The organism is Pseudorhodobacter sp., assembly GCF_034675685.1.
Taxonomy (GTDB): Bacteria; Pseudomonadota; Alphaproteobacteria; order Rhodobacterales; family Rhodobacteraceae; genus Pseudorhodobacter.
In genome coordinates this window covers 287,178-309,560 of the sequence record NZ_JAUCDA010000004.1, presented here as the reverse complement: position 1 = coordinate 309,560, position 22,383 = coordinate 287,178, and the positions used below count along the sequence as shown (strand labels likewise).

Below are 22,383 nucleotides of genomic sequence, written 5' to 3'. Positions count from 1 at the left end.
ATTGCTAACCATAACCCGCGCATGGCTGATCCTTCTGGCACTTTCAGCCGCCTCTACCTTCGTGTCCTTCAATGTCACAACGCAGCTTCCGGCGGCCATTCCGTTTCTGGGCGGCGTTATCATTTTGCTGCTGGCCTGGGCCAAGGCCCGCATCATCGCAGCACATTATCTGGAACTGGCACAGGCCCCCGGCTATCTGCGCGGGTTCAGCCTTGTTCTCGCGCTGTTCATGGCGGCGCTATTGGGCCTTTATCTCGCCGCCTAAAGCGTTTCACCTTGAAGCCTTCCTCACATATCCCTGTCTTAAATCAAAGATTTCAACGCGTTATGTGACAAGCCCTGTTTCAAGTCAAAGGCGAAACGCTACCCCCCCCCCTCAATCGGCAAAGGCTGCGGCAAGATCGGGCGGTAAATCAAATTCGGCCAGCACCCGTGCGCGCGCGCCTGCCGACATTTTGCGGGCGGTCTTGGCGATGATCCCCGGTAGCTCCTCGGCGCTGCGCTGTGCTGCAAACCCGGCGAAATACCAGCGGATAAAGACAAAACAGATGATATCCTCCAGCGCTTGCACCTCTGGGTCGCGCTTGATGCCCTCTTTGCGCAGTAACACGGCGGCGCGCGCCTGATCTTGCGTATCATAGCCAGCCTCGGCCATGATTCCAGCCACCCGCGCCCCATGCCGCCGCCCCTGCTCTCGCCGCCACGCGTGATAGCCTTCCTTACCCTCGGGAAATTCGGCGCGTTTCAACAGCCAGCGTTCTACATGCTGCCCGCGCGCGGCAATGCGCAAAATGTCTGACGCCTCGGGGAAAAGCCGCGCGGCCTCTGCCGTCATCCGCTCTCCATATAACAGCGCTTCGGGCTGCCCTTCGACCTGATTTGGGTCTGCGGCATTTGCGGCATCAATCATCATAAACGCGATTTCAAGCCGAGACATCATAACTTGCTCCAGGAGTTTGCAGGATCCTCCAACGCAAATTCGCGCAGCGTTTCAATATCGGCAATAGCGGCGTGGTTCTGGCGGATCGTCACCCCGAATTCGCGCAATTTGCCAAAGGCCCTGCTCAGGCTTTCCGGCTTCATCCCCAGACGGCCCGCGATCAGCACCTTGTCATAGGGCATCACAACCACACATTCCCCGGTGACACAGGACGAAAGCTCCAGCAAAAACTCGGCCACGCGTTGCGCCCCGGTTTGCGCCTTCAACGCCTCTATCTGCCCGACCAGCGATTGCAAATGCATGAAGGTGGCTGACAGGACCGACACGGCAAACTCTGGATTCTCACGGATCTGGCGCAAATAGGCGTCGGCCTCAATCCGGATCACTTTGCAATCGGTGACCGCTTCGGCCGCAACCGGGTACACATCGCTGCGAAAGGCCACAGCCTCGCCAAAACTGCGCCCTTTGGTGAAAACCCCAACCACAGCCTCGGCCCCATTGGGCGCAATGCGGTACAGCTTTACCCAGCCTTCCGCGACGATATAAATCGCCGAGGCGCGCTCTCCTTGCAAGAAAATCGTGGCACCGCGGTCAAACACGCGCAACCGTGCGGCTTTCAGCAACATATCCACGCCTTCTGGCGACGCGCCCGATAGTAATATCGACCCTGTTGCGATGGCTTTTTGCTCTGGCGTCATGTATCGCCCCTTCACATTCACGTTACCGCTGTGTTGCATGTTTTGGCCAGAAAGCCAATGCGACGTAAAGTTAGGATCGCAGACAGGTTTTCAAAAGTGTCGCGGTATACACATGTTCAAGGAAAACCTTGCCTTCATCTGGGCCGCGGTCACGCCAGCCGATCTGACGATAGCGCGCGACGGGCCTGCCCCCCTTGGCCAAGCGCAAGGCGCAGGCCGCGTTCGGCCTGAATTTACCCAGAAATCACCACCTGAAATCAAAAGTTTCAGGGCGTTATGCGGCAGGTGATGGTTTGGGGCGATGCCGAATCGCCTCAGGCTGCATATCAGCCTAGCACATCACTTGCCGCCAATGTCGCAAAAGCGGTCAGTCGCCAATATCCTGGCCTGCCGGGGTCTTGTCAGCACCAATATCCCAAAACAGCCCCGCCATCACACAAAGCGCATCGCGGCTAAGCGATTTGAGGATATGTTCATTCGGCGCATGCTGCGAACAACCGCGATAGGAATGTGGCACCCAGACGGTCGGCAGGCCAAGGATATCGGTAAAGCTGTCATTGGGCAGTGACCCCGCCAGATTGGGCAACACATGCGGCGCCCGCCCCGCTGTGCGCTCTATCGACCGGGCCACAAAACCGACCCAGGGGTGTTTTGGGTCAAGCCGGGTCGCGGCGAAAAAGCCGCGGTCATGCGGGCGGATGGTGATGGCGTCAAAGCCGTTCTTGTCCAGATGGCGGCGCAGGGCTGGCAGAATATCTTGCGGGTCGGTGCCCACGACATAGCGCAGCTGGCAGGTGGCGCGGGCCGAGGCCGAGATTGCATTCACCGGGGCCTCGGGCACGCCGCTGGTCATGGCCAGCACGGCAAAGCTGTTCCAACCATAGACCCGTTCCGCCGGGGTCAGGCTTTCCTCGCCCCAGTCGGTATCAACCGTTGGGCCTTCGCCGCCCGTGACAGGCAGGCCATCAAGGGCCGCGCGGACATCATCAGTCAGGCTGTCGGGTCGCCATTCTGCAATCTGGATTTGCCCGCGACGGTCGGTAATACAGGCCAGCGCATGCGCCAAAATCATCGCCGGGTCGGCCAAAAGCCCGCCCCAGTTGCCCGAATGATGCGCCCCTTCGCGCAGGTTCAGTTCCAGATCAAAGGTCACACCACCGCGCGAGCCCATGAAAATCGTCGGCACCTCGGGTTGCAGGCGCGGCCCGTCCGAGGCGATCAGCACATCGGCGGTCAATCGGTCCTTGTGGCTATGAAACACCTCGGCCAGCCCGCTGGAACCGACTTCCTCGCTCATCTCCAGCACGATGCGGGTGTTGAAGCCAAGGCGACCGCGCACGGCCAGAACCGCCTCTAGCGCTGCGATATTGATCAGGTGCTGGCCCTTGTTATCGGCAGTGCCGCGCCCGTAAAGCCGATCACCCTGTTCAACCAGCGTGAACGGGGCCAGCCCTTCACGCCACATGCCCTCTTGCGCGCGGATTACGTCGCCATGGCCATAGGTCAGGATGGTGGGCAGAGTGTCGCCCTCATGCCGCTCGCCGATCAGCAAAGGGCCGCCGCGCGGGTCGGGGTTGGCGATGATTTCGCAGGCAAAGCCCAGCTTTTGCAGCCGGGGCAGCATTGCATCGGCAAGGTAGCGGTGCAGTTCAGCGCGGGCCTCCGGGTTCTGGCTTTCGCTGGGATAGGCGACCAGATCGGCAAGTTCGCTTTGAAAATCGCCCTTGTCGAAATAGGCGGCAACGGTGTTGATGGCGGTTTCGCGGCTCATGGCCTAGTCCTTTTCTTCCAATACGGCGTCACCCCAGGGCGACATGATTTCGGTGCAGCCGGTGTTGATATCACCGTCACGCATCACCCCGGCGGGGCAGGCAAAGGCATAGGGGAACACCGTGCGCGGGGCGGTCACGACCGCATGATCCTTGCGCAACCGTGCCAGCACTTCGGGGCTATGCGCCTCATCCGCGACCAGTTTGGGGCCGCCGGAAACGTCAATGCGGGGGTGGTGAAACACCTGTTCGATATCCAAGCCGAAATCCACCGCCAATGAGGCCATCTGCGTCATCGCCGATACAATCTTGCGCCCGCCCGACGCGCCAAAGGCAAAGCGGCGGTTGCCTGCCTTACCAATGATCGGGCAAACATTCATCAGGCAACGCTTGCCCGGTGCCAGCGAATTGGAGCGGCCCTGAACCGGGTCAAACCACATGATGCCGTTGTTCATCAGAAACCCGGTTGAGGGCGAGACCACGCGGCTGCCAAAGATCGACAACAGGGTTTGCGTTTGCGACACCATGTTGCCCGCGCGGTCCACGACCGAAAAATGCGTGGTGCAGCCGGGGGCCTTGGCGCTTTCGCCGCTGTCGCCCATGCCCGCAAGCCGGGCAGCATAGGCGGTTTTGAGCGCGTCGGCATAGGCGGCAAAGGCATTGGCCGGGGTGGTCAAATCATGCTTTTCCACCTCGGCCATGGCATGGGCAAAGGTGGGGCCTGCGGTCAGCCCATCCATGACATGAAAGCGCGCATCGCGGTAGGCGACGGCCAGAGGGGCCTCGATACTGGCGCGATAGGCGGCAAGGTCTTCGCGGGCCAGATACCCGCCCTTTTCCTGCACATCGCGGGCCAGTGCCGCGCCCAGATCACCATCATAAAGCGCGCGCGCGCCGCCTTGCGCCAATGCGTCAAGGCTGTCGGCCATGCGGGATTGGTTCAACCGCTTTTCGGCCAGCGCGGTCCAGCCTGAAATGGTCGGCCACTGCCCATCCTCCAAAAACAGGGCGGCGGCATCGGGGTCGGCGGCCAGCGCGCGGGTTGAGGAGGCGATGATCAGCGCCGCGTACCAATCCACCAGCATGCCTTGGCGTGCATGGGCAATCGCCGGGGCCAGCAAATCGGCCCAAGGCGTCCGGCCATAGCGGGCGTGGGCCTGCCCCAAACCGTCAACCACACCCGGCACCGCAATCGCCTTTGGGCCTTGGATATTCACATCCCCCACGACCTGCTCCCACGGGAACAGATCACTGGCGATACCGGCCCCCGACAGCGGAAAATCCGCCACCCGCAGACCTGCAGGCGAGCGCATACCGTGGTTGATCGCAACCGCCTCGCCCTTATCGGCGCGCCACAGCATCATGGCACCGCCCCCCGCCGGGCCGCTCATCCACGGTTCCAGCACGCCAATGGCAAAGGATGTGGCCACGGCGGCATCCACCGCGTCGCCCCCGGCGCGCAGCACCTCGGCCCCCGCCTCGGCGGCAAGGCGGTGCTGGGCGGCGACCACCCCGCCCCTGGTTTCAATAACAACCTTGCGGGTCTGCATCGTGCGGGAAAGAGAGGAGGCCATGGCAGTTATCCTTTCGCGTCAGACAGTAAAATCAGCGCGGTACATCGGGCTTTGGGAGTCGTGCAAATGGCATTCCACATGGCCGCCCGCGCGCGGCACGGCACGGGGGGCCTGCGCCTTGCAATGGTCGGTTGCAAAGGGGCAGCGCGGATGGAAATGGCAGCCCGAAGGCGGGTTGATGGGGTTGGGATAGGCCGCGCCCAATTGCGTATCAGGGATGCCCAGGCCCGGTTCCGGCGTCAGCACGGAATTGAGCAGCGCGCGGGTATAGGGGTGGCGGGGCGCGTCGAACAGGTCGGCAACATCCGCTTCCTCAACGATGCGGCCCAGATACATGACGGCCACGCGGGTCGCCAGATGTTCGACCACCGCCAGATCATGGCTGATGAACAGATAGGCCAACCCGAATTCCGCCCGCAACGCGTTCAACAGGTTCAAAATCTGGCTTTGCACCGACACATCCAGCGCCGAGGTCGGCTCATCACAGATGATGATCTCGGGCCGCATGATCAGGGCGCGGGCGATGGCGACGCGCTGGCGCTGGCCGCCCGACATCTGACTGGGATAGGTGTTCAGCACCCGCGCGGGCAAGCCGACCAGTTCCAGCGTTTCGCGCACTGCTTTGTCACGGCTTTTGGCATCGCCAATGCTGTGCACCCGCAACGGCAGCGAGACGATATCGGCAATGGTCTTGCGCGGGTTCAATGAGGAATAGGGGTCTTGGAAAATCGGCTGAATACGCCGTGCCAGTGCCAGACGGTCCTGCCCGATGATCGCCTGCCCATCAACCAGCACTTCGCCCGCTGTCGGCGGCTCCAGCCCCAGCAAAATCTTGGCAAGCGTGGATTTGCCACAGCCGGATTCGCCAACCAGCCCCAGCACCTCGCCCTTGCGCAGGGTCAATGACACATCATTCACGGCCTTCAGCGGTTTGGGCTTGCCGAACAGACCCTGCCTGACGCGATAGGTCTTGGCGACGTTTTTCAGTTCCAGTGCGGGGGCGGTCATGCAAGCTCTCCTTCGGCGGCGCGGGCCCCATCGGGATGGACGCAGGCAAATTGATGCGGCGGCGCGCCATGGCTGGGAATCGCGTTGCGGCAGGCTTCGACCGCATGCGGGCAGCGGGTGCGAAAGGCGCAGCCCTGCACATCGCCGACCAAAGAGGGAACGATGCCGGGAATGGTGCCCAGTTCGGCCCCGCGCGCGGTTTTACCCGGCTGCGGAATACAGCGCAGCAACCCGCGGGTATAGGGGTGCATCGGCTTGCCGAACACATGTGCCGCAGGCCCGGTTTCAACCAGCGCACCCGCATACATCACGCCAACATCATCGGCCACCCGCGCGACAACGCCAAGATCATGGGTGATCAGGATCATTGCCACATTCATCTGTTTGGTCAAATCCACCAACAGGCTGAGGATTTGCGCCTGAATGGTGACATCCAGCGCGGTTGTCGGCTCATCCGCGATGATCAGTTCGGGTTCGCACATCAGGGCCATGGCGATGACCACCCGCTGCCGCAAACCGCCAGACAGTTGATGCGGATATTGCCCCAAACGGCTGGCGGCGGCGGTGATGCCAACCTTTTCCAACAGCTCCACCGCGCGGGCGCGGGCAACCTCTCGGCTGACGTTGCGGTGCAGTTTCAGCGCCTCGATCAACTGATCCCCAATGGTATAGGCAGGGTTGAGCGAGGTCATCGGTTCTTGGAAAATCATCGCGATGCGGTTGCCGCGCAGGCTGCGCATCTGCCGGTTGCTGGCCTTTGTCAGCTCAATCCCGCCAAATTCCAGCCGGTCGGCGCTGCGTTTGATGTTCTTGTCCAGCAGCCCCATGATCGCCAGCGAGGTCAGGGATTTTCCCGACCCGCTTTCCCCCACGATACACAGCGTCTTGCCGCTGTGCAGGTCAAAATCAATGCCGCGCACGGCATGGAGCACGCCGCTTGCCAGCGGAATATCCAGCGTCAGCCCGCGCACGCTCAGCAGTGGTTTGCTTTTGTCTTGGGTCATGGTTCAGCTCCGATTTTCGGGGGCGGTCACGTCACGCAAGCCGTCACCCATCAGATTGATCGCAAGCACCAACACGAACAAAACCATACCGGGGATCAGCACCAGCCACGGTTCGAACAGCATCATGTTCTTGCCTTCAGATACCATCAACCCCCAGCTGGGGGTCGGCGGTTGCACGCCCAGCCCAAGAAAGGACAGTGTTGCCTCCAGCAAGATCGCGTGGGCCATTTCCAGCGTGACGATCACGATCAGATTATTGACGATATTGGGCATGATTTCCGACAGGATCACCCGCGGGGTCGAGGCACCGATGGCCTGCGCCGCCGACACATATTCGCGCCTGCGCACCTGAAGCGTCGAGGCGCGCATGACCACGGCAAAACGGTCCCACAGCAACAAGCCAAGCAACCCGATCACCACCGTCAGCGAGCCCCCCAGAATGGCAACCACCGCCAAGGCGACCAGAACCACCGGCATCGCCAGCCGCACGTTGATCAGGAAGGTCACAACCGCATCCACCTTGCCGCCAAAATAGCCCGCAGCCACGCCCATCGCCGTGCCGATCACCCCCGAAATCAGCGCCGCCACCGTCCCGATCAGCAAGGACACCCGCGCGCCATAGATCAGCCGCGACAGGTAATCACGACCCAGATGATCGGTGCCCAGCGGGTGTTCCCATGTGCCGCCCATGAACACCGGATGCACCATGCGATTGGCCAAGTTTTGCACATAAGGGTCATGCGGGGCCAGCAGCGGCGCCAAAATCGCGACCAGCACCAGCAGCCAGACCACAGCAAGGCCAAAAAGCAGCCCCTTGTGCCCCATCACCCGTTTGCGCAAGATCTGGCGCGGCGAGGGGCCGGTAATTTCCTCTAGCAGCGGGTCGATACTGTGTTGCAGCGCCATGTCACGAGCTCCTCATGCGGGGGTCAAGCCAGGCGTTCAGCACGTCCGCCAGAAAGGTGAAGGTGATGTAGAACATCGAGAAAATCAGGATCAGCGCCTGCACGGTTGGCAAGTCATTGCGCGCGATGCTTTCCCACGCCAGATAGCCGGCACCATGCAAGGCAAACACCGATTCCACCACAATCGACCCGCCCAGCATGAAGCCCATCTGCACCGCAGCAAGGCTGACCACCGGAATGATCGCGTTGCGCAGCGCGTGCTTGAACATCACCCGCATTTCCCCCGCGCCCTTGGCCCGCGCGGTGCGGATATAGTCAGAGTTCAGCACCTCCAACATCCCCGCCCGCGTCAGCCGCATGATTGCAGGCATTGCGTAATAGCCCAGAACAATGGTCGGCATGATGAAATGCCGCCATGAGGCAGCCCCGGAAACCGGCAACCAGCCCAGCTTGATACCGAACAGCACGATCAAGATCAGCCCGAACCAAAAGCTGGGCATCGCCTGCCCCGCCACCGACAAGAACAGCGCAAAGCGGTCAATCAGCGAATTGGGGCGGATGGCCGCAAGCACGCCCAAAGGCACCGCCGTCAACAGCGCAAAGGTAATGCCGCACAGGCCCAGCGTCATGGTGACCGACAGCCGATCCGCGATCAGACTGGCCACAGGCAGTTTGAAATAATAGCTTTCGCCAAAATCGCCGCGCAGCGCCTTGAACAGCCATTCGCCATATTGCACCAGCATGGGCCGGTCAAAGCCGTAAAGCCGTCGGGCCGCCTCAATATCCTCACCGCTGGCGGTTTCACCTGCCAGCGCCGCCGCCGGATCACCCGACAGGAACATCAATGAAAAGCTGATGAAACTGACGGTAAAGGCCACCAGAACGGCAAGGCCCAGTCGTTTCAGAATGAATGGCAGCATGGTCTGCGCTCTCCTGGTCGGGGGGTCAGTATGCGGGGGTCAACATGCGGGGATCGCAGGCAAAAAGGCCCGGAAAGCCGCGCGGGCTCTCCGGGCCGTTTTATCGGCTTCAGTTCCAGGTCATCGTGGTAAAGCGCAACACCTCATCGGCCGTGGGCGTGTATTCCACTTCCTTGGTCGAGACGTAATTGGTGTTATAGCTGAACATCGGCGCCCAGAACGCTTCGTCTGCGATGCGCTTCAACGCCTTGCCATAATACTCAACCCGCTTGTCAGGATCGGTAGAGCTGTCGGCCACATTCAGCCATTCCAGCACCTGATCATCTTGCGCGCTGTCCAGCGAGCCGTGCTTGAAGAACTGGCTGACCATCGCCGACGCGTCGTTGATCGAATAGCTGCCCCATGTCTGGAACGAAAGCGGCGCTTCGCCCTTCATGTTCAACTCGCGCAGCGCCGAATATTCCAGCATCCGAAAGTCGGTCTTGATGCCGACCGCGTTAAGATAGCTGGCGATTGCCTCGGCATAATCGCGATCACGATAGGCATAGAACTCAGTAGAAAACCCATCAGGATAGCCCGCCTCGGCCAGCAGCGCCTTGGCTTTTTCCGGGTCATAATCATAGGATGTCACATCCTGCACGCAGCCGAACTGGCTGGGATAGCAGGCGGTGCTGACAACCTTGGATTTGCCCTTCAGCAAGTTGTCCACCAGTGCCTTGCGGTCAATCGCATGGTTGATGGCCTGACGCACTTTGACATCGGTAAAGGGGTTGGGGTCCATCTTGGACCGGCCCGCGGCATCCATATCCAGATAGCCCACCCGCATTGTCAACTCGTTGGTGACGGTAAAGCGGTCGGCCATAGCGGCCATCTTTTCCGCCTGATCAGCCGGCACCTGCCAGATCATATCCAGCGTACCCGAAAACAGCTCGGCCAATTGGGTGTTCACATCGGGAATGGTGCGAATATCAACCTTGGCGATGGCGGGTTGGCCTTTGGGGCTGTCATGGTAGTTTTCATTCCGCTCCAGCACAAAATGCTGACCCGGAACCACCTCAACCACCTTATAGGGGCCGGTGCCAACGGGCTTCAGACCCATCCCAGACGGCCCAACCTCGGCATAATATTTTGCCGGATAGATAGATACCGGGCCGGCCAGAAATTCGATTGCCGCCGGAAACACGTCTTTTGTGCGGATGCGAACCGTAAAATCATCGACCTTTTCGGCCGATTCCATCCAGTTCACGTTGCGCTGGGTCTTGGCGCCGTTTTCTTCCTTGGCCACAAAATTGACCGTTGCCACCACGTCATCGGCGGTGAACGCATCGCCATTGTGAAACGTAACCCCCTCGCGCAGTTTCAGTTCCAGCGTCTTGTCATCAACCCATGCCCAACTGGTCGCAAGGTTGCCTTTGTATTCGTTGGTGATGGGATCAAGATAGATCAAACCATCCCAAACCGCGCGCTGCATCACAACCCCCTCGCGCGAGGAGTTGAAGTAGCTGTCGACGTTCTCCAGCTCTTTGGTAAAGGCAATGCGCAGCGTATCAGCCGCTTTGTCGGCATAGGCGCCGCCGCTTGCGATCAGCGACATTGCCAGCGTCAAAGCTGCCGTTCTGACGAACTTGGTTTTCATGTGATCTCCCTCCTTGCCGCAGTTCTGCGGCGACCTCTGCCAAAAATCTGTTTACGTATCGAAGCATATCATATAGTGATACACGAGGTTACCATATGATTATAAGAACCCGCCGGGGCGCCAAAAAGCAAGCACCAATTTTACAAAAATGGATCGTTGATCCACAGCCAGCGAAAGCCCCATGACGCCCCCAAAGCAAAACACCCTATTCGTCGCGACCTTGGCAAAGGGGCTGCAAGTGCTGCGGGCCTTTGATGAAACCCATACCGATTTATCGCTGTCCGAGATGGCGCGGATAACCGGGCTGGAAAAAAGCGCGGTGCAGCGTCTGGCCAATACCCTGCACCTTGAAGGGATGCTGGACAAGGATACTGTGACGCGGCGATATCGGCCCTCGCACGCATGGCTGCGGCTGGCCTATGCCTATTACTGGTCCGATCCGCTGATCGCGCAGGCGATGCCCAAGCTGATTGATCTGTCCCAACGATTGGGGGAGACATTGAATTTGGCGCAGCTATCGGGGAATGAAATCATCTATGCGGCCCGTTTGCCCTGCACGCGCACGGTTTTCGCGGCGTCCATTCCCGGTCGCACCGTGCCCGCGCTTTGTACCTCGGCGGGGCAGGTGATTCTTGCAACCTTCCCACAGGCGGAACGTGACAGCGCCATTCGCGACTGGCCCTTGCGTGCACAAACGCCCCGGACCACGATGGATCGCAGCGAAATTGCCCGCCAGATAGAGGGTGCGGCCCAAAGTGGCCATGCGATCACCCACGACCAGATGATCTTGCATGAAATCGGCATTGCCTGCGCCATTCGGAGCGCAGACGGCAGGGCCTGGGCCGCGTTGCATTGCTCGGTGTCGGCGCATCATTGGGATGAGGCGCGTGTTCGTGCGGAAATCCTGCCGTGGCTTTCGGACGCCGCAAATGCAATCTCGCCGCTTGCCCGCTCGTAAACACCCTGGGTTGCGCAATAGCGGTTGCAGATGCGGGGCCGAAAGGCTTGGCCCCTGGCCGGTCGGCTGATGCCACCGGCCAGAGGCTGCCAAATGCGTCAGCCTTGCAGCGTCCGCACGCCGATCCCCTCACCCCGTGCCTTCATCGCTGACACGGCTGCAATCGACCCGGCCGCAGTGGTGAAATACGGGATCTTGTCCATCAGGGCCACACGGCGAATTTCACGGCTGTCGCTGATGGCCTGAGTGCCTTCGGTGGTGTTCATTACCAAGGCAATATCATTGTTCTTCAACCGATCGACAATGTTCGGGCGCCCTTCATAGACCTTGTTCACCAGCGTCGACGCGGCCCCAACCGAGGCCAGCCAAGTTGCGGTGCCCTTGGTTGCGACAATTTCAAACCCCATGGCGATCAAGTCACGGGCAGCGGCGGCCATGGCGTCGGTTTTGTCCATATCCTTGATCGACAAAAACACGCGGCCCTCAAGTGGCAGGTCATTCCCCGCCCCCATTTGCGCCTTTAGAAACGCCAGCGGGAAGGTGCGATCCCAGCCCATGACTTCGCCGGTAGAGCGCATCTCCGGCCCCAGCAAGGGGTCAACGCCGGGGAAACGGGCAAAGGGCAGAACCGCCTCTTTCACGCTGAACCACGGGGTTATCGGGTCGGCCAGCGTCATCGGATCGGCCAACGGCAAGTCGGTGTCGGGGCCAACACCAGCAGCATAGGGCGCGCGCATCGGAAAGTTTGACAGCGGCTCACCGGCCATCAGGCGCGCAGCGATACTGGCAATCGCGGAATCGGTGGCCTTGGCAACAAAAGGCACGGTCCGGCTGGCGCGGGGGTTCACCTCCAACACATAGATGTCATCGCCTTTCAGCGCGAATTGCACGTTCATCAACCCCACCACGTTCAACGCGCGGGCCATGGCGACGGTTTGAAGCTTCAATTCCTCAATCATCGCGGGTGACAGGGAATGGGGCGGCAGCGAACAGGCGCTATCGCCAGAGTGAACGCCAGCCTCCTCGATATGCTCCATGATGCCTGCCACATGGACGTTCTGGCCGTCCGACAGCGCGTCAACATCCACCTCGATCGCGCCAGACAAATAGCTGTCAAGCAGCACGGGGTTTTTGCCCGAAACCTGCACCGCCTCACGGATATAGCGTTCAAGCTGTGCGTCATCACGGATGATTTCCATCGCACGCCCGCCCAGAACAAAAGAGGGGCGGATCACCAGCGGATAGCCAACATCGGCGGCGACGGCAAAGGCCTCATCGCGGGAACGGGCGGTGCCGTTATGGGGCTGTTTCAGGTTCAGCTTGTGAAGAAGCTGCTGGAAACGTTCACGGTCTTCGGCCAGGTCGATCGCATCGGGCGTGGTGCCCAAAATCGGGATGCCTTCCTCATACAGGGCATTCGCCAGCTTCAACGGTGTCTGGCCGCCAAATTGCACGATGACGCCGTGCAAGGTGCCGTTTTCCTGTTCAACCCGCAGAATTTCCAGCACATGTTCCAGTGTCAGCGGCTCAAAATACAGCCGGTCCGAGGTGTCATAATCGGTCGACACGGTTTCCGGGTTGCAGTTGATCATGATCGTTTCATACCCCGCCGCCGTCAGGGCATAGCAGGCATGGCAGCAGCAATAATCAAACTCGATCCCCTGGCCAATTCGGTTTGGGCCACCGCCAAGGATGACGACTTTCTTGGCGTTCGAGGGGCGGGCCTCACATTCCGCATCGCCCATAACGGGGGTTTCGTAAGTCGAATACATATAGGGGGTTTGCGCCTCAAATTCAGCGGCACAGGTGTCAATACGCTTGAAGACCGCGTTGACCCCAAGGATACGGCGGCTGCGGCGAATCTCGGTTTCTTCACGCCCTGTCAGCATGGCCAGCCGGGCATCGGTAAAGCCGTACATTTTCAGGCGGCGCATTGCCTCGGGGGTGGCAGGCAGGCCATCCTTGCGAATTTCAGCCTCAATATCAATGATTTCGCGGATCCGCGACAGGAACCACGGGTCGAAAGAGGTCGCGCCCTGAATATCCTCATTGGTCAGGCCCAGCCGCATTGCCTGGGCAATCACGCGCAGACGGTCGGGGGTTTGCTGGCCCAGGGCCTTGAAAACCGCAGCGCGATCAGGTGCGCCGGGAATGCTGATTTCGTCAAACCCCGACAGCCCGGTTTCCAGACTGGCCAGCGCTTTTTGCATCAACTCGTGGATGGTGCGACCGATCGCCATCACCTCACCCACCGATTTCATCGCGGTGGTCAGGTTGGGTTCAGACCCCGGAAACTTTTCAAAAGCGAACCTTGGGATCTTGGTAACCACATAATCTATTGACGGCTCGAACGACGCGGGTGTCACTTTTGTGATATCGTTGTCCAATTCGTCCAGCGTATAGCCGACAGCCAATTTCGCCGCGACCTTGGCAATCGGAAAACCGGTGGCCTTTGAGGCCAACGCCGAGGACCGGCTGACGCGGGGGTTCATTTCAATCACCACCATGCGGCCATCGGCTGGGTTCACTGCCCATTGCACGTTGGACCCGCCGGTTTCCACCCCGATCTCGCGCAGCACGGCAATCGAGGCCGAACGCATCATCTGGTATTCTTTATCGGTCAGGGTCAGGGCCGGGGCGACAGTAATCGAATCGCCGGTATGCACGCCCATCGGATCGACGTTTTCAATGGCGCAGATGATGATGGCGTTGTCGGCGGTATCGCGCACCACCTCCATTTCAAACTCTTTCCAACCCAGCAGCAACTCGTCGATCAAAATCTGCGCCATGGGGCTGGCTTCAAGCCCGCTGCGGCAAATCGCTTCATAGTCGTCGCGGTTATAGGCCACGCCGCCGCCGGTGCCGCCAAGGGTAAAGGCGGGGCGGATAATGGCAGGCAGGCCCACATATTCAATCGCGCCCATCGCCTCGGCCACACCGGCCTTGATGTCATACTTGCCGCTGGGCAGTCTGGGGGCGGCGATGATCGTCGCTTTGGGGTTTTCCAACCCGATACGCTCCATCGCCTCGCGGAACAATTTGCGGTCTTCTGCCATTTCAATGGCCTCGCGCTTGGCGCCGATCAGTTCAACATTGTACTTTTCCAACACACCCATATCGGCCAGCGCCAAGGCGGTGTTCAAACCCGTCTGCCCGCCCATCGTCGGCAGCAGCGCGTCGGGACGCTCTTTTTCAATGATCTTGGCGACAACTTCGGGGGTGATCGGCTCAATATAGGTTGCATCCGCCAGCCCCGGATCGGTCATGATCGTCGCCGGGTTGGAGTTGACGAGAATGACGCGGTAGCCTTCCTCGCGCAGCGCCTTGCAGGCCTGTGCACCGGAATAGTCAAACTCGCAGGCCTGTCCTATGACGATGGGCCCCGCACCGATAATCATGATAGATTGGATGTCGGTTCTTTTAGGCATGGCCATTCTCCTGCTATTCGCACCCGCAACTGCGCAAAACTTCCGGGGTTATAGCCAGCATGTGCCGGGGTGCAAGGGCGGAAATGGGGTTAGCCGCAGGCCAGGCCCTGAATCGGCAGAAGGCAATGCCACACTACCCGCGCCACACGACGACCAACCCTTTGCCAGTCAGGTCAAACGCCCCCCCTTGGGCCGGAATTCCTTAACGCGCCCGCCACGCCTGCAAAATATAGCTGGCGGTCATCAAATCCAGATGCGCGCCGCCGCCATTCTTGGCGATTGTAATCTCATCATCGGAACGCCGGGTGAAAATGCCCTTCGACAGATCATAAAAATCGGCGGCAATATGGCCTTCGGTGATGGCACCGCTGGCGATGGGCATCATCAACTCACCGATATGGTGCACAGTGGTCGCCCGAGAATCGACAAACAACCGGGCGCGGGCCATCGCCGCATCATCCACCTCGCGCATATCGGGGCGATACGCGCCGATCAGGTCAAGATGTTGGCCCGGTTGCAACCACTTGCCCTTGATCAGCGGCTCTTTTGACATCGTGGCAGTGCAGATGATATCGGCCCCCTGCACCGCCGCCTCAAGATCCGTCACGGCGGTAATACCATGCGATTGCGCAAAAGCCCGTGTCGATACCGGATTGCGCCCCCAGACGGAAAATTCGGCACCGGCAAAGATGCTGGAATAGGCGCCAATCATCGTGCCCGCCACCGTCCCGGCCCCCACCAGCAAAATCTTGCGGCTATCTTTGCGGGCCAGCTTTTTGGCGGATAGCAGGCTGTCCCCGGCGGTTTTCCACTTGGTCACCAGATGGAAATCAACCAGCGCTTCCAGCACCCCGGTCTGATCGGCGTAAAGCGTCACCGCCCCGTTGATAGAGGGCAGGCCATGCGCACCATTGCCCGGAAAGATGTTCGCAGATTTGACCAATTGCCCCAGCCCATCAATCCACGCGGCCCGGTTCAGCAGCGTGTCAGCGCCCCGATACAAAAAGCTGTCGGCCACCTCGGCACGCGGCAGGCGGTGCCCGGCCTCCAACGCTTCGGTCAGCGTCTGCCAGTTCAATACGGTTTCGGCCTCGAACGGGACGGTTTCGATGGTCATGGCATGGCCTCCTGTGGCGTCAGTAATCCGGCTGCAACCAGCCGGGTGGCCCAGCCCTGCGGGCCGGTAAAAAGATGGGTTTGCCAGCCGCGCGTGGCTGCTGTTTCGATGTTATCGGCGCGGTCATCGGTAAACAGCAACGCCGCCGGCAAGATGCCGCAATCGGCCTCAACCTCCGCATAGATCGCCGGGGCGGGTTTGGTCAGCTTCATGCGACCCGAAACATAGGCGCGGTCAAATTCATTCAGAAATTCATACTGCGTTTGCGCATAGGCAAAGGCGTCATCGCCGAAATTCGTCAGCGCAAACACCGGGATACCCTTGCCCCGCAAGCGCCGCAACAGGGTGATGGAATGTTCGATCCGGGGCGAGGCAAGGCCGATCCAATGATCATACCACCAGCGAATTTCTGTCGCCCAGTCTGGGTTTTCCGCCGCCGCATCATAAACCGTGTCGCGAAACAGACCGCCCGCATCTATGCGCTCATTCATTGCGTGCAGATCCACGGCTGCAAACAGGTCGCGGCGCCGCGCGGCACCGATCCGGCTGTCATAATAGCGTTCGGGTTGCCATTCGATCAGCACATTTCCGATGTCAAAGATCACCGCTTCCGGTGTTTGCATATCAATCCTCCGTCCCGCCATCCAAGCCGCCCAGCGCCGAGGATCGCAGGTTTCCCGGCACCGATGCAAGCGGCGGTTCTGCCGGGTTGGCACGGGTTTCGCGCCACACGGTATAGAGCCCCGCCCCACAAATAAGCGCAATCCCCACCCAGGCTGTCGGGTCCGGCCATTCGCCAAAAATCGCCAAGCCAAAGAAAATCGCCAGCGGCATCGAGACATATTCGAACGGCGCGACCAACGCCGCCTCACACGACCGGTAAGCGTGGGTAATCAGCAATGCCCCCAAAGCCGAGGCGCAACCGACCAGCGCAAGAATAGGCCAATCACCCAGCGCAGGCCATTCCCACGCCCGCGTCAGAAAGGCAAGCGAGGCGTTGGCCTCATTGGCAAAACCGCCATGCCCCAGCACCAAACCGCTAAGAAGGCACACGGCAATAAACGTCATCTGCACATAAAGCGTCAGGGTCATGGCGCTTTCGGTGGCGCCCATGCGCCGGGTCAGCATATGCAGCATCGCATAGCAAAACGCCGCGAACAGCGGCAACAGCATCGCAGGGTCAAAAAGGCCCGCGCCGGGCCGCAGCATCACAATCACCCCAATCAGGCCCACGCCGACCGCCGCCCAGCGCCGTGGCCCCACCGTTTCGCCCAGCATCGGCACCGACAGGGCGGTGATCAGCAAGGGGGCCACGAAAAACAGCGCAACCGCATCGGCCATCGGCATCGCAGCAAGGCCCAGAAAGAAGCAAAAATTGGAAGTGACAACAAAGCCCCCCCGCACCATATGCATGCCAAAGCGTCGGGTGCGAAATGCCCCCAGCCCACCGCGTGAGGGCAGCACAATCGCCAGCATCACCGCCATCCCGATCAGCGACCGGATCAAAACGATCTGATGCAATGCATAGCCGCCGCTCAGAAATTTGATCGAGCTGTCATTGATCGAAAAGAAGCATGACGCCCCCATGGCACTGGCAATGCCAAGCAAAAGAATGCGGCGATCGGGGGCAAGGGTTTGCGTCATGACGCCAGTTGCCCCCGCCAAACCCGCCATGTCTGTTCCACACGCGACATCACAGGCAGCATCACAACCGCTTTGCCGCCTGCAAGACGCGCTCCAGGCTGTCCAGAAATCGCGAACGATCCGCTTTGGAAAACGGCTTGCCTCCGCCTTGCCGAAACGGATCGGCGCTGCGCAAATCTTGCATCAAGTCGCGGGTCGCAAGAACCTGGCCGATATTGCGCAGATGCAATTCCTCGCCATTGTGCTTTAGCACCAAGGCGCCCGCCTCTACACATTTCGCGGCCAGCGGAATATCGCCTGTAATCACCACATCCCCCACAGTGGCCCGTTCGGCTATCCACATATCCGCCACATCCGGCCCATCCGACACAAAGACGCTTTCAACCAACGGATTGGCCGAGGGCCGGATGCCGCCGTTTGAAACCAGCACCATCCGAACCCCATGCCGGGTTGCCACTTTTTCCGCCTCGGCCTTTACCGGGCAGGCATCCGCATCAATATAGATCACCGTCATGCGCGCTTACGCATAAAGCGCCTCGGCGTGAAAGCTTATATGATCTTCCATAAAGCTGGACACAAAGAAATAGCTGTGGTCATAGCCCTTTTGCATCCGGAAAATCACATTCTGCCGCCCCGCCATCGCGGCTTCGGCCAGCGCCTCGGGCATAAGCTTGTCCAGGAATTGGTCAGACCCGCCCTGATCAATCAAAACCGGCCCGTCAAAACCGCGTTTCTTCATCAACAAAGTGGCGTCATGCGGCGCCCATTTGCTTTCATCCGCGCCAAGATAGGCGGTGAACTGCTTGCGGCCCCACTCGCTTGCCGTCGGGTTGGCAATCGGTGCAAAGGCCGAAACGGAACGAAAACGACCGGGAAATGACATCGCAATCGTCAGCGCGCCATGCCCGCCCATGGAATGCCCGGTAATCGCCTGCCGCCCCTCATCAAGCGGATAGGCGCTGAACAAAAGATGCGGCAATTCCTCGGTCAGATACTCCCACATCTGGAAATGCCTGGCCCAGGGCGCCTCTGTCGCGTTCACATAAAACCCCGCGCCCTGCCCCAGATCAAAGGCGTCATCATCGGCCACACCAGCCCCGCGCGGGCTGGTATCGGGGAAAACCAGCGCAACACCTTGCTCGGCGGCCCAGGCCTGTGCGCCCGCTTTGACCATCGCGTTTTCATGCGTGCAGGTCAGGCCCGACAGAAACCAGATCACCGGCACCGCCTCATGCTCGGCCTCCTCGGGCAAAAACAGGCCAAAGGTCATATCGCAACCGCAAACCTCGGACGCGTGGCTATAAACGCCCTGTACCCCACCAAACGCCCGGTTCTCAGATATCGTTTTCATGTCGTTTCCCTTCAGCCCATCACCAGGGCCATAACAAGTGTCACGGTAAGGATGCTTGCCGTGGTCGAGATCAGGATCGAGGCCGACACCCGTTGCGGTGCCACCCCGAAATGCTGCGCCAGAATGTACACATTCCCCGCCACTGGCAAGGCGGCAGCGGCAATCATTACCCCTGCCGGGCCGGGCGCAACCTTGAACAGATAAATCGCCGCAAACGCGACCGCAGCGGGGTGCAAGACCAGTTTGCAAAACGAAAGCCAGCCTGCCACGGCCACCCGCTCGGCTGATTTGCCGGCAAGCGAGGCACCGATGGCAAACAGCGCGCCCGGCGTCGCCGCGCCCCCCAACAGCGCCATGAATTCATTGATGGGCAGCGGCACCGCAACCCCGGTTGAAGACCATAAAAGCCCCAGCGCCATGGAAACAATCATCGGGTTTTTCAGCAGGCCAATGCCAAGCGCCTTGACAACCCCAAGGCTCATGCGCCCTTGCCGCACCCCGGTTATGATCAGCGTGACTAGCGTAGAAAACACAATCAGATCAATCGCCAACACCATCAACACCGGCCCCGCCGCCTGCGGCCCCATCAAGACCACAAGCATCGGCACGCCCAAAAACCCTGTATTGCCGATCACCGCGCATTGCGCTTCTATCGCGGCTTCCTCGGTCGAAACCCCGCGCCAGAACGCGAATGCCATGGCGATCGCATATACCATGCCACTGCCGCACAGATAGGCCGCGACAAAACGGTTATCCCAGATCTCGGCCAACGACAGGTTAGAGGCAAAGCGGAACAGCATCGCCGACAAGGCAAAGTAAAACACGAATTTCGTCAGCCATGCGGTCGCGTCAGGCGTAAAGAACCGTACGCGCCCGGCCCAATAGCCAAGGCCAATCAGCGCAAAGAAAGGCAGCGTCTTGAAAAGGATCGGCAACATCGAACATGGGCTTCCTGCTTGGGCTCGCCCTTAGGTTCCACGCCCCCGCCCCGGATGCAAGCCAGCCAGCCCCTTTCCTCGCGCAGCCCAGGCTTTCTTTTCGGCACAAATATCCAGCCTTCGTCGACAAACGCGGAAACGGTCAGGGATTTGAAGGCTGGCATGTCCTTTTGACAGTGGCGCAGCCCCCGAACAGCTCCGCACGCCCCCGGCCTCATGGCGCGGTTCGCAGGCGGTGCCGGCCGCGTTTCGCCGCTTCGGCCCTTTGTGCTGACTGGCGTTGCGGCAACGTCTTCGTGGCCCTGCAAGGCCGATGCCCATCGTGCGAAAGCGGAAATACTGCCGTAAAGCCGCTTGATGCCCCGGTCTTGCCCTTATCTTGCCGCCATACCGCCGCGAATCCCCGTCACAAAGATACATGTAGCGATCAAGATTAGCCCGGTGGTTCGGACTTAAAGCCCCCACTCAGACTGGCTCATCGGGCCAATCCGCTACACCTGAACTTTCGCCGTCAGCGCCGGACAAGGGGCTGACGGCGTTTTTCATGCGCAAAGAGCCACCGCCCCGCGTGATATTTCAGCGGGGCGGTGGCCCAAGGCACTCTGCATCCGGGGCGGTAACGCCCCGCCTCCATCCGGTGCCTGCATCCCAGCCGGGGAAAAGCCGTCTTGTGCGCGTTCAGCGCGCTGCCTCAGGCAAAACCGGGGGCAACCCGCAGCGTTCCGGTTTCAAATCCACGCCAGTTGCGCTCCGTCGTGTTCAGATACTGCCGTGCGGCGGCGGACTCTGCGTCCAACACGCCCAGCTTTACCAGCAAGGCACAAATCGCCAGTTCCGCGCCCCGCGTGCTGCCATCCGTTATTTTCAGCGCGATGCCCTTTTGCAACTCGGGGATAATGCCCACAAACACCGCCTCGGCCCCGGTCTTGATTGCAACCTTGCCACCCATTGCCCGCATCAATACGGTACAGGCGCGCCCTTCACCCGCAACCATTTCCGGGTGCGTCATCATCCCGCGAGACAAACGATACGCCGCATCCTGCCGCGCGCCCGCACCTTCCTTTGCCGTCGCAAAAAATGCCATCGCCCGCGCCAGCCCATGCACGCTTGTCGAATAATTCGGCGCAGAACAGCCATCAATGCCGTAGCCCGCACTTTGCTCGCCCGTCACCTCTTCATGCGCCGCCTTGATCGCCAACTGCACGGGATGATCCACCTCAATATAATCCGCATGCCCGCCCAGATGCGAGTTCAGCATCAAGAATCCGGCATGTTTGCCCGAACAGTTATTGTGCAACTGACACGGGCTTTCATCAGTCTTGATCAGACGGTCCCGCTCGGCCCTGTCCTTCGGCTCATGGCTGCCGCAGCGCAAATCCGCCTCAGCCAGCCCCAGATCGGCCAGCCACGCCGCCACGGCCTGCGTGTGAATGGCTGCGCCGTTATGGCTTGCACAGACCAGCCCCAACTGCTTTGCCGTCAAATTTCGTCCCGCCCCGCTTTCCATCAAGGGCAAAGCCTGCACCATCTTGCAACTGGACCTTGGAAAAATCACCGCAGCCGGGTCGCCCCATGCCTGTTCGATCGACCCATCCGCGCCGCATATCACCGCATGGCCCAGATGTGTGCTTTCCAACTGCCCGCCCCGCCAAAGCTCTGCCATTGCCACTGGTTCAGCCATTTTCCTCATCCTTTTCACGGTTACAGTTCAAACATGCGCGATTTTCTGCGCATAGGGCTTTTACGGACTGCCCTTTTTGCGTTATGCATGAAATATCGAGTTGAAACGACCCGCGCCACAGGAAAAGCTTGCTCAAAGGGCAATGTGGCCAGGCACAGAGGCATTAAACAGCTGGAGGCTGTGAACGACATGACATCACGCATCATTGGGGCGCTCTTCGGCGCCTTGCTTGGAATAGGGGCCTCCGCTGCCTTTGCGCAATCAGAAACCGAATGTGTTTCCGCAAAAACGGATTGGAGCGTTTGTGTTTGGCAACAACCCAAAGAGTGCTGGGGGGTTTCCAAGCCCAAAGAAACCGTCAACAGCCGCGATGGCAAGGTCGTCTCGGCGCGGCGCGGCGACATCTTGATGTTCGTCACGTTCCGCCCCGGTTCGGGTGCCAAGGGCGAAGTGTCCTTTACCGGCGGCTACCCGTTTGCCAAAGGCTCTACGGTCAATGTCAATATTGACGGCAAGGAATTTGAACTGTTCTCTGATGGCGAATGGGCCTGGCCGGCAAGTGCCTCGGATGATGCCGGGCTTTTGTCAGCGATGAAGGCCGGCAGCTCTGCGATTGTCAGCGCCCGCTCGGGCCGTGGTACGCAAACCAAAGATACATTCTCGCTCAGCGGCTTTACCGCCGCGATGGCCGAGGCCGAGCAGCGCTGCAAATAAGCCGCCTTGCCCTGACGACAAACGCCCCCGCGCCCCTGCGCCGGGGCGTTTTCTTTTGTTTGAAACTGCGCTATAACGCCAGCTTGCCCAACAGGATC

The 22,383-nt window shown here is 60.1% G+C and carries 20 protein-coding genes; 3 read left to right on the top strand and 17 right to left on the bottom strand.

Annotated features, from left to right (window positions below):
- The first annotated feature begins 1 nt into the window (after position 1).
- Positions 2 to 265, top strand: a complete 264-nt coding sequence (locus VDP61_RS05485) for a cytochrome C oxidase subunit IV family protein (RefSeq protein ID WP_323005931.1) — start codon at positions 2 to 4, stop codon at positions 263 to 265.
- Positions 266 to 376: 111 nt separating this feature from the next.
- On the opposite strand, the gene VDP61_RS05480 is transcribed toward VDP61_RS05485, so the two are convergent.
- The 9 genes from VDP61_RS05480 to VDP61_RS05440 form a co-directional block, all read right to left on the bottom strand.
- Positions 377 to 940 (bottom strand): DUF4202 domain-containing protein, encoded by a 564-nt coding sequence (locus VDP61_RS05480; RefSeq protein WP_415234369.1) that lies wholly within the window; start codon positions 938 to 940, stop codon positions 377 to 379.
- Positions 937 to 1,638: a Crp/Fnr family transcriptional regulator gene (locus VDP61_RS05475; protein WP_323005930.1), complete on the bottom strand. Its 702-nt coding sequence runs from the start codon at positions 1,636 to 1,638 to the stop codon at positions 937 to 939. The genes VDP61_RS05480 and VDP61_RS05475 overlap by 4 nt, the downstream gene beginning before the upstream one ends.
- Before the next feature lie 367 nt (positions 1,639 to 2,005).
- A complete protein-coding gene (locus tag VDP61_RS05470) occupies positions 2,006 to 3,409 on the bottom strand; it encodes a M20 family metallopeptidase (protein WP_323005929.1) in 1,404 nt (467 codons plus the stop codon).
- Between the two features lie 3 nt (positions 3,410 to 3,412).
- A complete protein-coding gene (locus VDP61_RS05465; RefSeq protein ID WP_323005928.1) occupies positions 3,413 to 4,981 on the bottom strand; it encodes a gamma-glutamyltransferase in 1,569 nt (522 codons plus the stop codon).
- Positions 4,982 to 4,999: 18 nt separating this feature from the next.
- Entirely contained in the window at positions 5,000 to 5,989 is a 990-nt protein-coding gene (locus VDP61_RS05460; protein ID WP_323005927.1) for an oligopeptide/dipeptide ABC transporter ATP-binding protein, read from the bottom strand.
- Positions 5,986 to 6,993, bottom strand: coding sequence for an ABC transporter ATP-binding protein (locus VDP61_RS05455; RefSeq protein ID WP_323005926.1), 1,008 nt, complete (start codon positions 6,991 to 6,993; stop codon positions 5,986 to 5,988). The genes VDP61_RS05460 and VDP61_RS05455 overlap by 4 nt, the downstream gene beginning before the upstream one ends.
- Positions 6,994 to 6,996: 3 nt before the next feature.
- Positions 6,997 to 7,899, bottom strand: coding sequence for an ABC transporter permease (locus VDP61_RS05450; protein WP_415234366.1), 903 nt, complete (start codon positions 7,897 to 7,899; stop codon positions 6,997 to 6,999).
- Between the two features lies 1 nt (position 7,900).
- The gene (locus VDP61_RS05445; RefSeq protein ID WP_323005925.1) at positions 7,901 to 8,818 is read right to left on the bottom strand and encodes an ABC transporter permease; all 918 of its coding nucleotides are present in this window, start codon (positions 8,816 to 8,818) and stop codon (positions 7,901 to 7,903) included.
- A gap of 109 nt (positions 8,819 to 8,927) precedes the next feature.
- Positions 8,928 to 10,412, bottom strand: a complete 1,485-nt coding sequence (locus VDP61_RS05440) for an ABC transporter substrate-binding protein (RefSeq protein ID WP_323006040.1) — start codon at positions 10,410 to 10,412, stop codon at positions 8,928 to 8,930.
- Between the two features lie 223 nt (positions 10,413 to 10,635).
- On the opposite strand from VDP61_RS05440, the gene VDP61_RS05435 reads away from it, so the two are divergent.
- Positions 10,636 to 11,412: an IclR family transcriptional regulator gene (locus VDP61_RS05435; protein ID WP_323005924.1), complete on the top strand. Its 777-nt coding sequence runs from the start codon at positions 10,636 to 10,638 to the stop codon at positions 11,410 to 11,412.
- 98 nt (positions 11,413 to 11,510) lie between these two features.
- Here the strand turns inward: VDP61_RS05435 and carB are convergent, their stop codons facing one another.
- The 8 genes from carB to VDP61_RS05395 all read right to left on the bottom strand — a co-directional run bounded on the left by carB (position 11,511) and on the right by VDP61_RS05395 (position 21,571).
- A complete protein-coding gene (gene carB / locus VDP61_RS05430) occupies positions 11,511 to 14,840 on the bottom strand; it encodes a carbamoyl-phosphate synthase large subunit (RefSeq protein ID WP_323005923.1) in 3,330 nt (1,109 codons plus the stop codon).
- A gap of 202 nt (positions 14,841 to 15,042) precedes the next feature.
- On the bottom strand, positions 15,043 to 15,957 hold the full coding sequence (locus tag VDP61_RS05425) for an ornithine cyclodeaminase (RefSeq protein WP_323005922.1): 915 nt from the start codon (positions 15,955 to 15,957) through the stop codon (positions 15,043 to 15,045).
- Positions 15,954 to 16,580, bottom strand: a complete 627-nt coding sequence (locus VDP61_RS05420) for an HAD family phosphatase (protein WP_323005921.1) — start codon at positions 16,578 to 16,580, stop codon at positions 15,954 to 15,956. The genes VDP61_RS05425 and VDP61_RS05420 overlap by 4 nt, the downstream gene beginning before the upstream one ends.
- 1 nt (position 16,581) lies before the next feature.
- Positions 16,582 to 17,631 carry a DMT family transporter gene (locus VDP61_RS05415; RefSeq protein ID WP_323005920.1) on the bottom strand — a complete coding sequence of 350 codons (1,050 nt, stop codon included), beginning with the start codon at positions 17,629 to 17,631 and terminating at the stop codon, positions 16,582 to 16,584.
- Between the two features lie 31 nt (positions 17,632 to 17,662).
- Positions 17,663 to 18,115: a YaiI/YqxD family protein gene (locus tag VDP61_RS05410; protein WP_323005919.1), complete on the bottom strand. Its 453-nt coding sequence runs from the start codon at positions 18,113 to 18,115 to the stop codon at positions 17,663 to 17,665.
- A gap of 6 nt (positions 18,116 to 18,121) precedes the next feature.
- Complete coding sequence (fghA, locus tag VDP61_RS05405; RefSeq protein ID WP_323005918.1) at positions 18,122 to 18,952, bottom strand: S-formylglutathione hydrolase; 831 nt, start codon at positions 18,950 to 18,952, stop codon at positions 18,122 to 18,124.
- 11 nt (positions 18,953 to 18,963) lie between these two features.
- On the bottom strand, positions 18,964 to 19,890 hold the full coding sequence (locus VDP61_RS05400; RefSeq protein ID WP_323005917.1) for an AEC family transporter: 927 nt from the start codon (positions 19,888 to 19,890) through the stop codon (positions 18,964 to 18,966).
- A gap of 691 nt (positions 19,891 to 20,581) precedes the next feature.
- Entirely contained in the window at positions 20,582 to 21,571 is a 990-nt protein-coding gene (locus VDP61_RS05395; RefSeq protein WP_323005916.1) for an asparaginase, read from the bottom strand.
- 189 nt (positions 21,572 to 21,760) lie between these two features.
- Here VDP61_RS05395 and VDP61_RS05390 point away from each other — a divergent pair, with 189 nt between their 5' ends.
- On the top strand, positions 21,761 to 22,285 hold the full coding sequence (locus tag VDP61_RS05390) for an invasion associated locus B family protein (protein ID WP_323005915.1): 525 nt from the start codon (positions 21,761 to 21,763) through the stop codon (positions 22,283 to 22,285).
- Positions 22,286 to 22,383: the final 98 nt, after the last annotated feature.

Excerpts from the sequence above, each read along its gene's own strand:
- VDP61_RS05445 (WP_323005925.1), bottom strand. The coding sequence starts at position 8,818 with ATGCTGCCATTCATTCTGAAACGACTGGGCCTTGCCGTTCTGGTGGCC.
- VDP61_RS05395 (WP_323005916.1), bottom strand. The coding sequence starts at position 21,571 with ATGGCTGAACCAGTGGCAATGGCAGAGCTTTGGCGGGGCGGGCAGTTG.
- VDP61_RS05460 (WP_323005927.1), bottom strand. The coding sequence starts at position 5,989 with ATGACCGCCCCCGCACTGGAACTGAAAAACGTCGCCAAGACCTATCGC.
- VDP61_RS05475 (WP_323005930.1), bottom strand. The coding sequence starts at position 1,638 with ATGACGCCAGAGCAAAAAGCCATCGCAACAGGGTCGATATTACTATCG.
- VDP61_RS05420 (WP_323005921.1), bottom strand. The coding sequence starts at position 16,580 with ATGCAAACACCGGAAGCGGTGATCTTTGACATCGGAAATGTGCTGATC.
- fghA (WP_323005918.1), bottom strand. The coding sequence starts at position 18,952 with ATGAAAACGATATCTGAGAACCGGGCGTTTGGTGGGGTACAGGGCGTT.
- VDP61_RS05415 (WP_323005920.1), bottom strand. The coding sequence starts at position 17,631 with ATGGCGGGTTTGGCGGGGGCAACTGGCGTCATGACGCAAACCCTTGCC.
- carB (WP_323005923.1), bottom strand. The coding sequence starts at position 14,840 with ATGCCTAAAAGAACCGACATCCAATCTATCATGATTATCGGTGCGGGG.
- VDP61_RS05410 (WP_323005919.1), bottom strand. The coding sequence starts at position 18,115 with ATGACGGTGATCTATATTGATGCGGATGCCTGCCCGGTAAAGGCCGAG.
- VDP61_RS05390 (WP_323005915.1), top strand. The coding sequence starts at position 21,761 with ATGACATCACGCATCATTGGGGCGCTCTTCGGCGCCTTGCTTGGAATA.
- VDP61_RS05470 (WP_323005929.1), bottom strand. The coding sequence starts at position 3,409 with ATGAGCCGCGAAACCGCCATCAACACCGTTGCCGCCTATTTCGACAAG.
- VDP61_RS05450 (WP_415234366.1), bottom strand. The coding sequence starts at position 7,899 with ATGGCGCTGCAACACAGTATCGACCCGCTGCTAGAGGAAATTACCGGC.
- VDP61_RS05400 (WP_323005917.1), bottom strand. The coding sequence starts at position 19,890 with ATGTTGCCGATCCTTTTCAAGACGCTGCCTTTCTTTGCGCTGATTGGC.
- VDP61_RS05425 (WP_323005922.1), bottom strand. The coding sequence starts at position 15,957 with ATGACCATCGAAACCGTCCCGTTCGAGGCCGAAACCGTATTGAACTGG.
- VDP61_RS05435 (WP_323005924.1), top strand. The coding sequence starts at position 10,636 with ATGACGCCCCCAAAGCAAAACACCCTATTCGTCGCGACCTTGGCAAAG.
- VDP61_RS05480 (WP_415234369.1), bottom strand. The coding sequence starts at position 940 with ATGATGTCTCGGCTTGAAATCGCGTTTATGATGATTGATGCCGCAAAT.
- VDP61_RS05465 (WP_323005928.1), bottom strand. The coding sequence starts at position 4,981 with ATGGCCTCCTCTCTTTCCCGCACGATGCAGACCCGCAAGGTTGTTATT.
- VDP61_RS05455 (WP_323005926.1), bottom strand. The coding sequence starts at position 6,993 with ATGACCCAAGACAAAAGCAAACCACTGCTGAGCGTGCGCGGGCTGACG.
- VDP61_RS05440 (WP_323006040.1), bottom strand. The coding sequence starts at position 10,412 with ATGTCGCTGATCGCAAGCGGCGGCGCCTATGCCGACAAAGCGGCTGAT.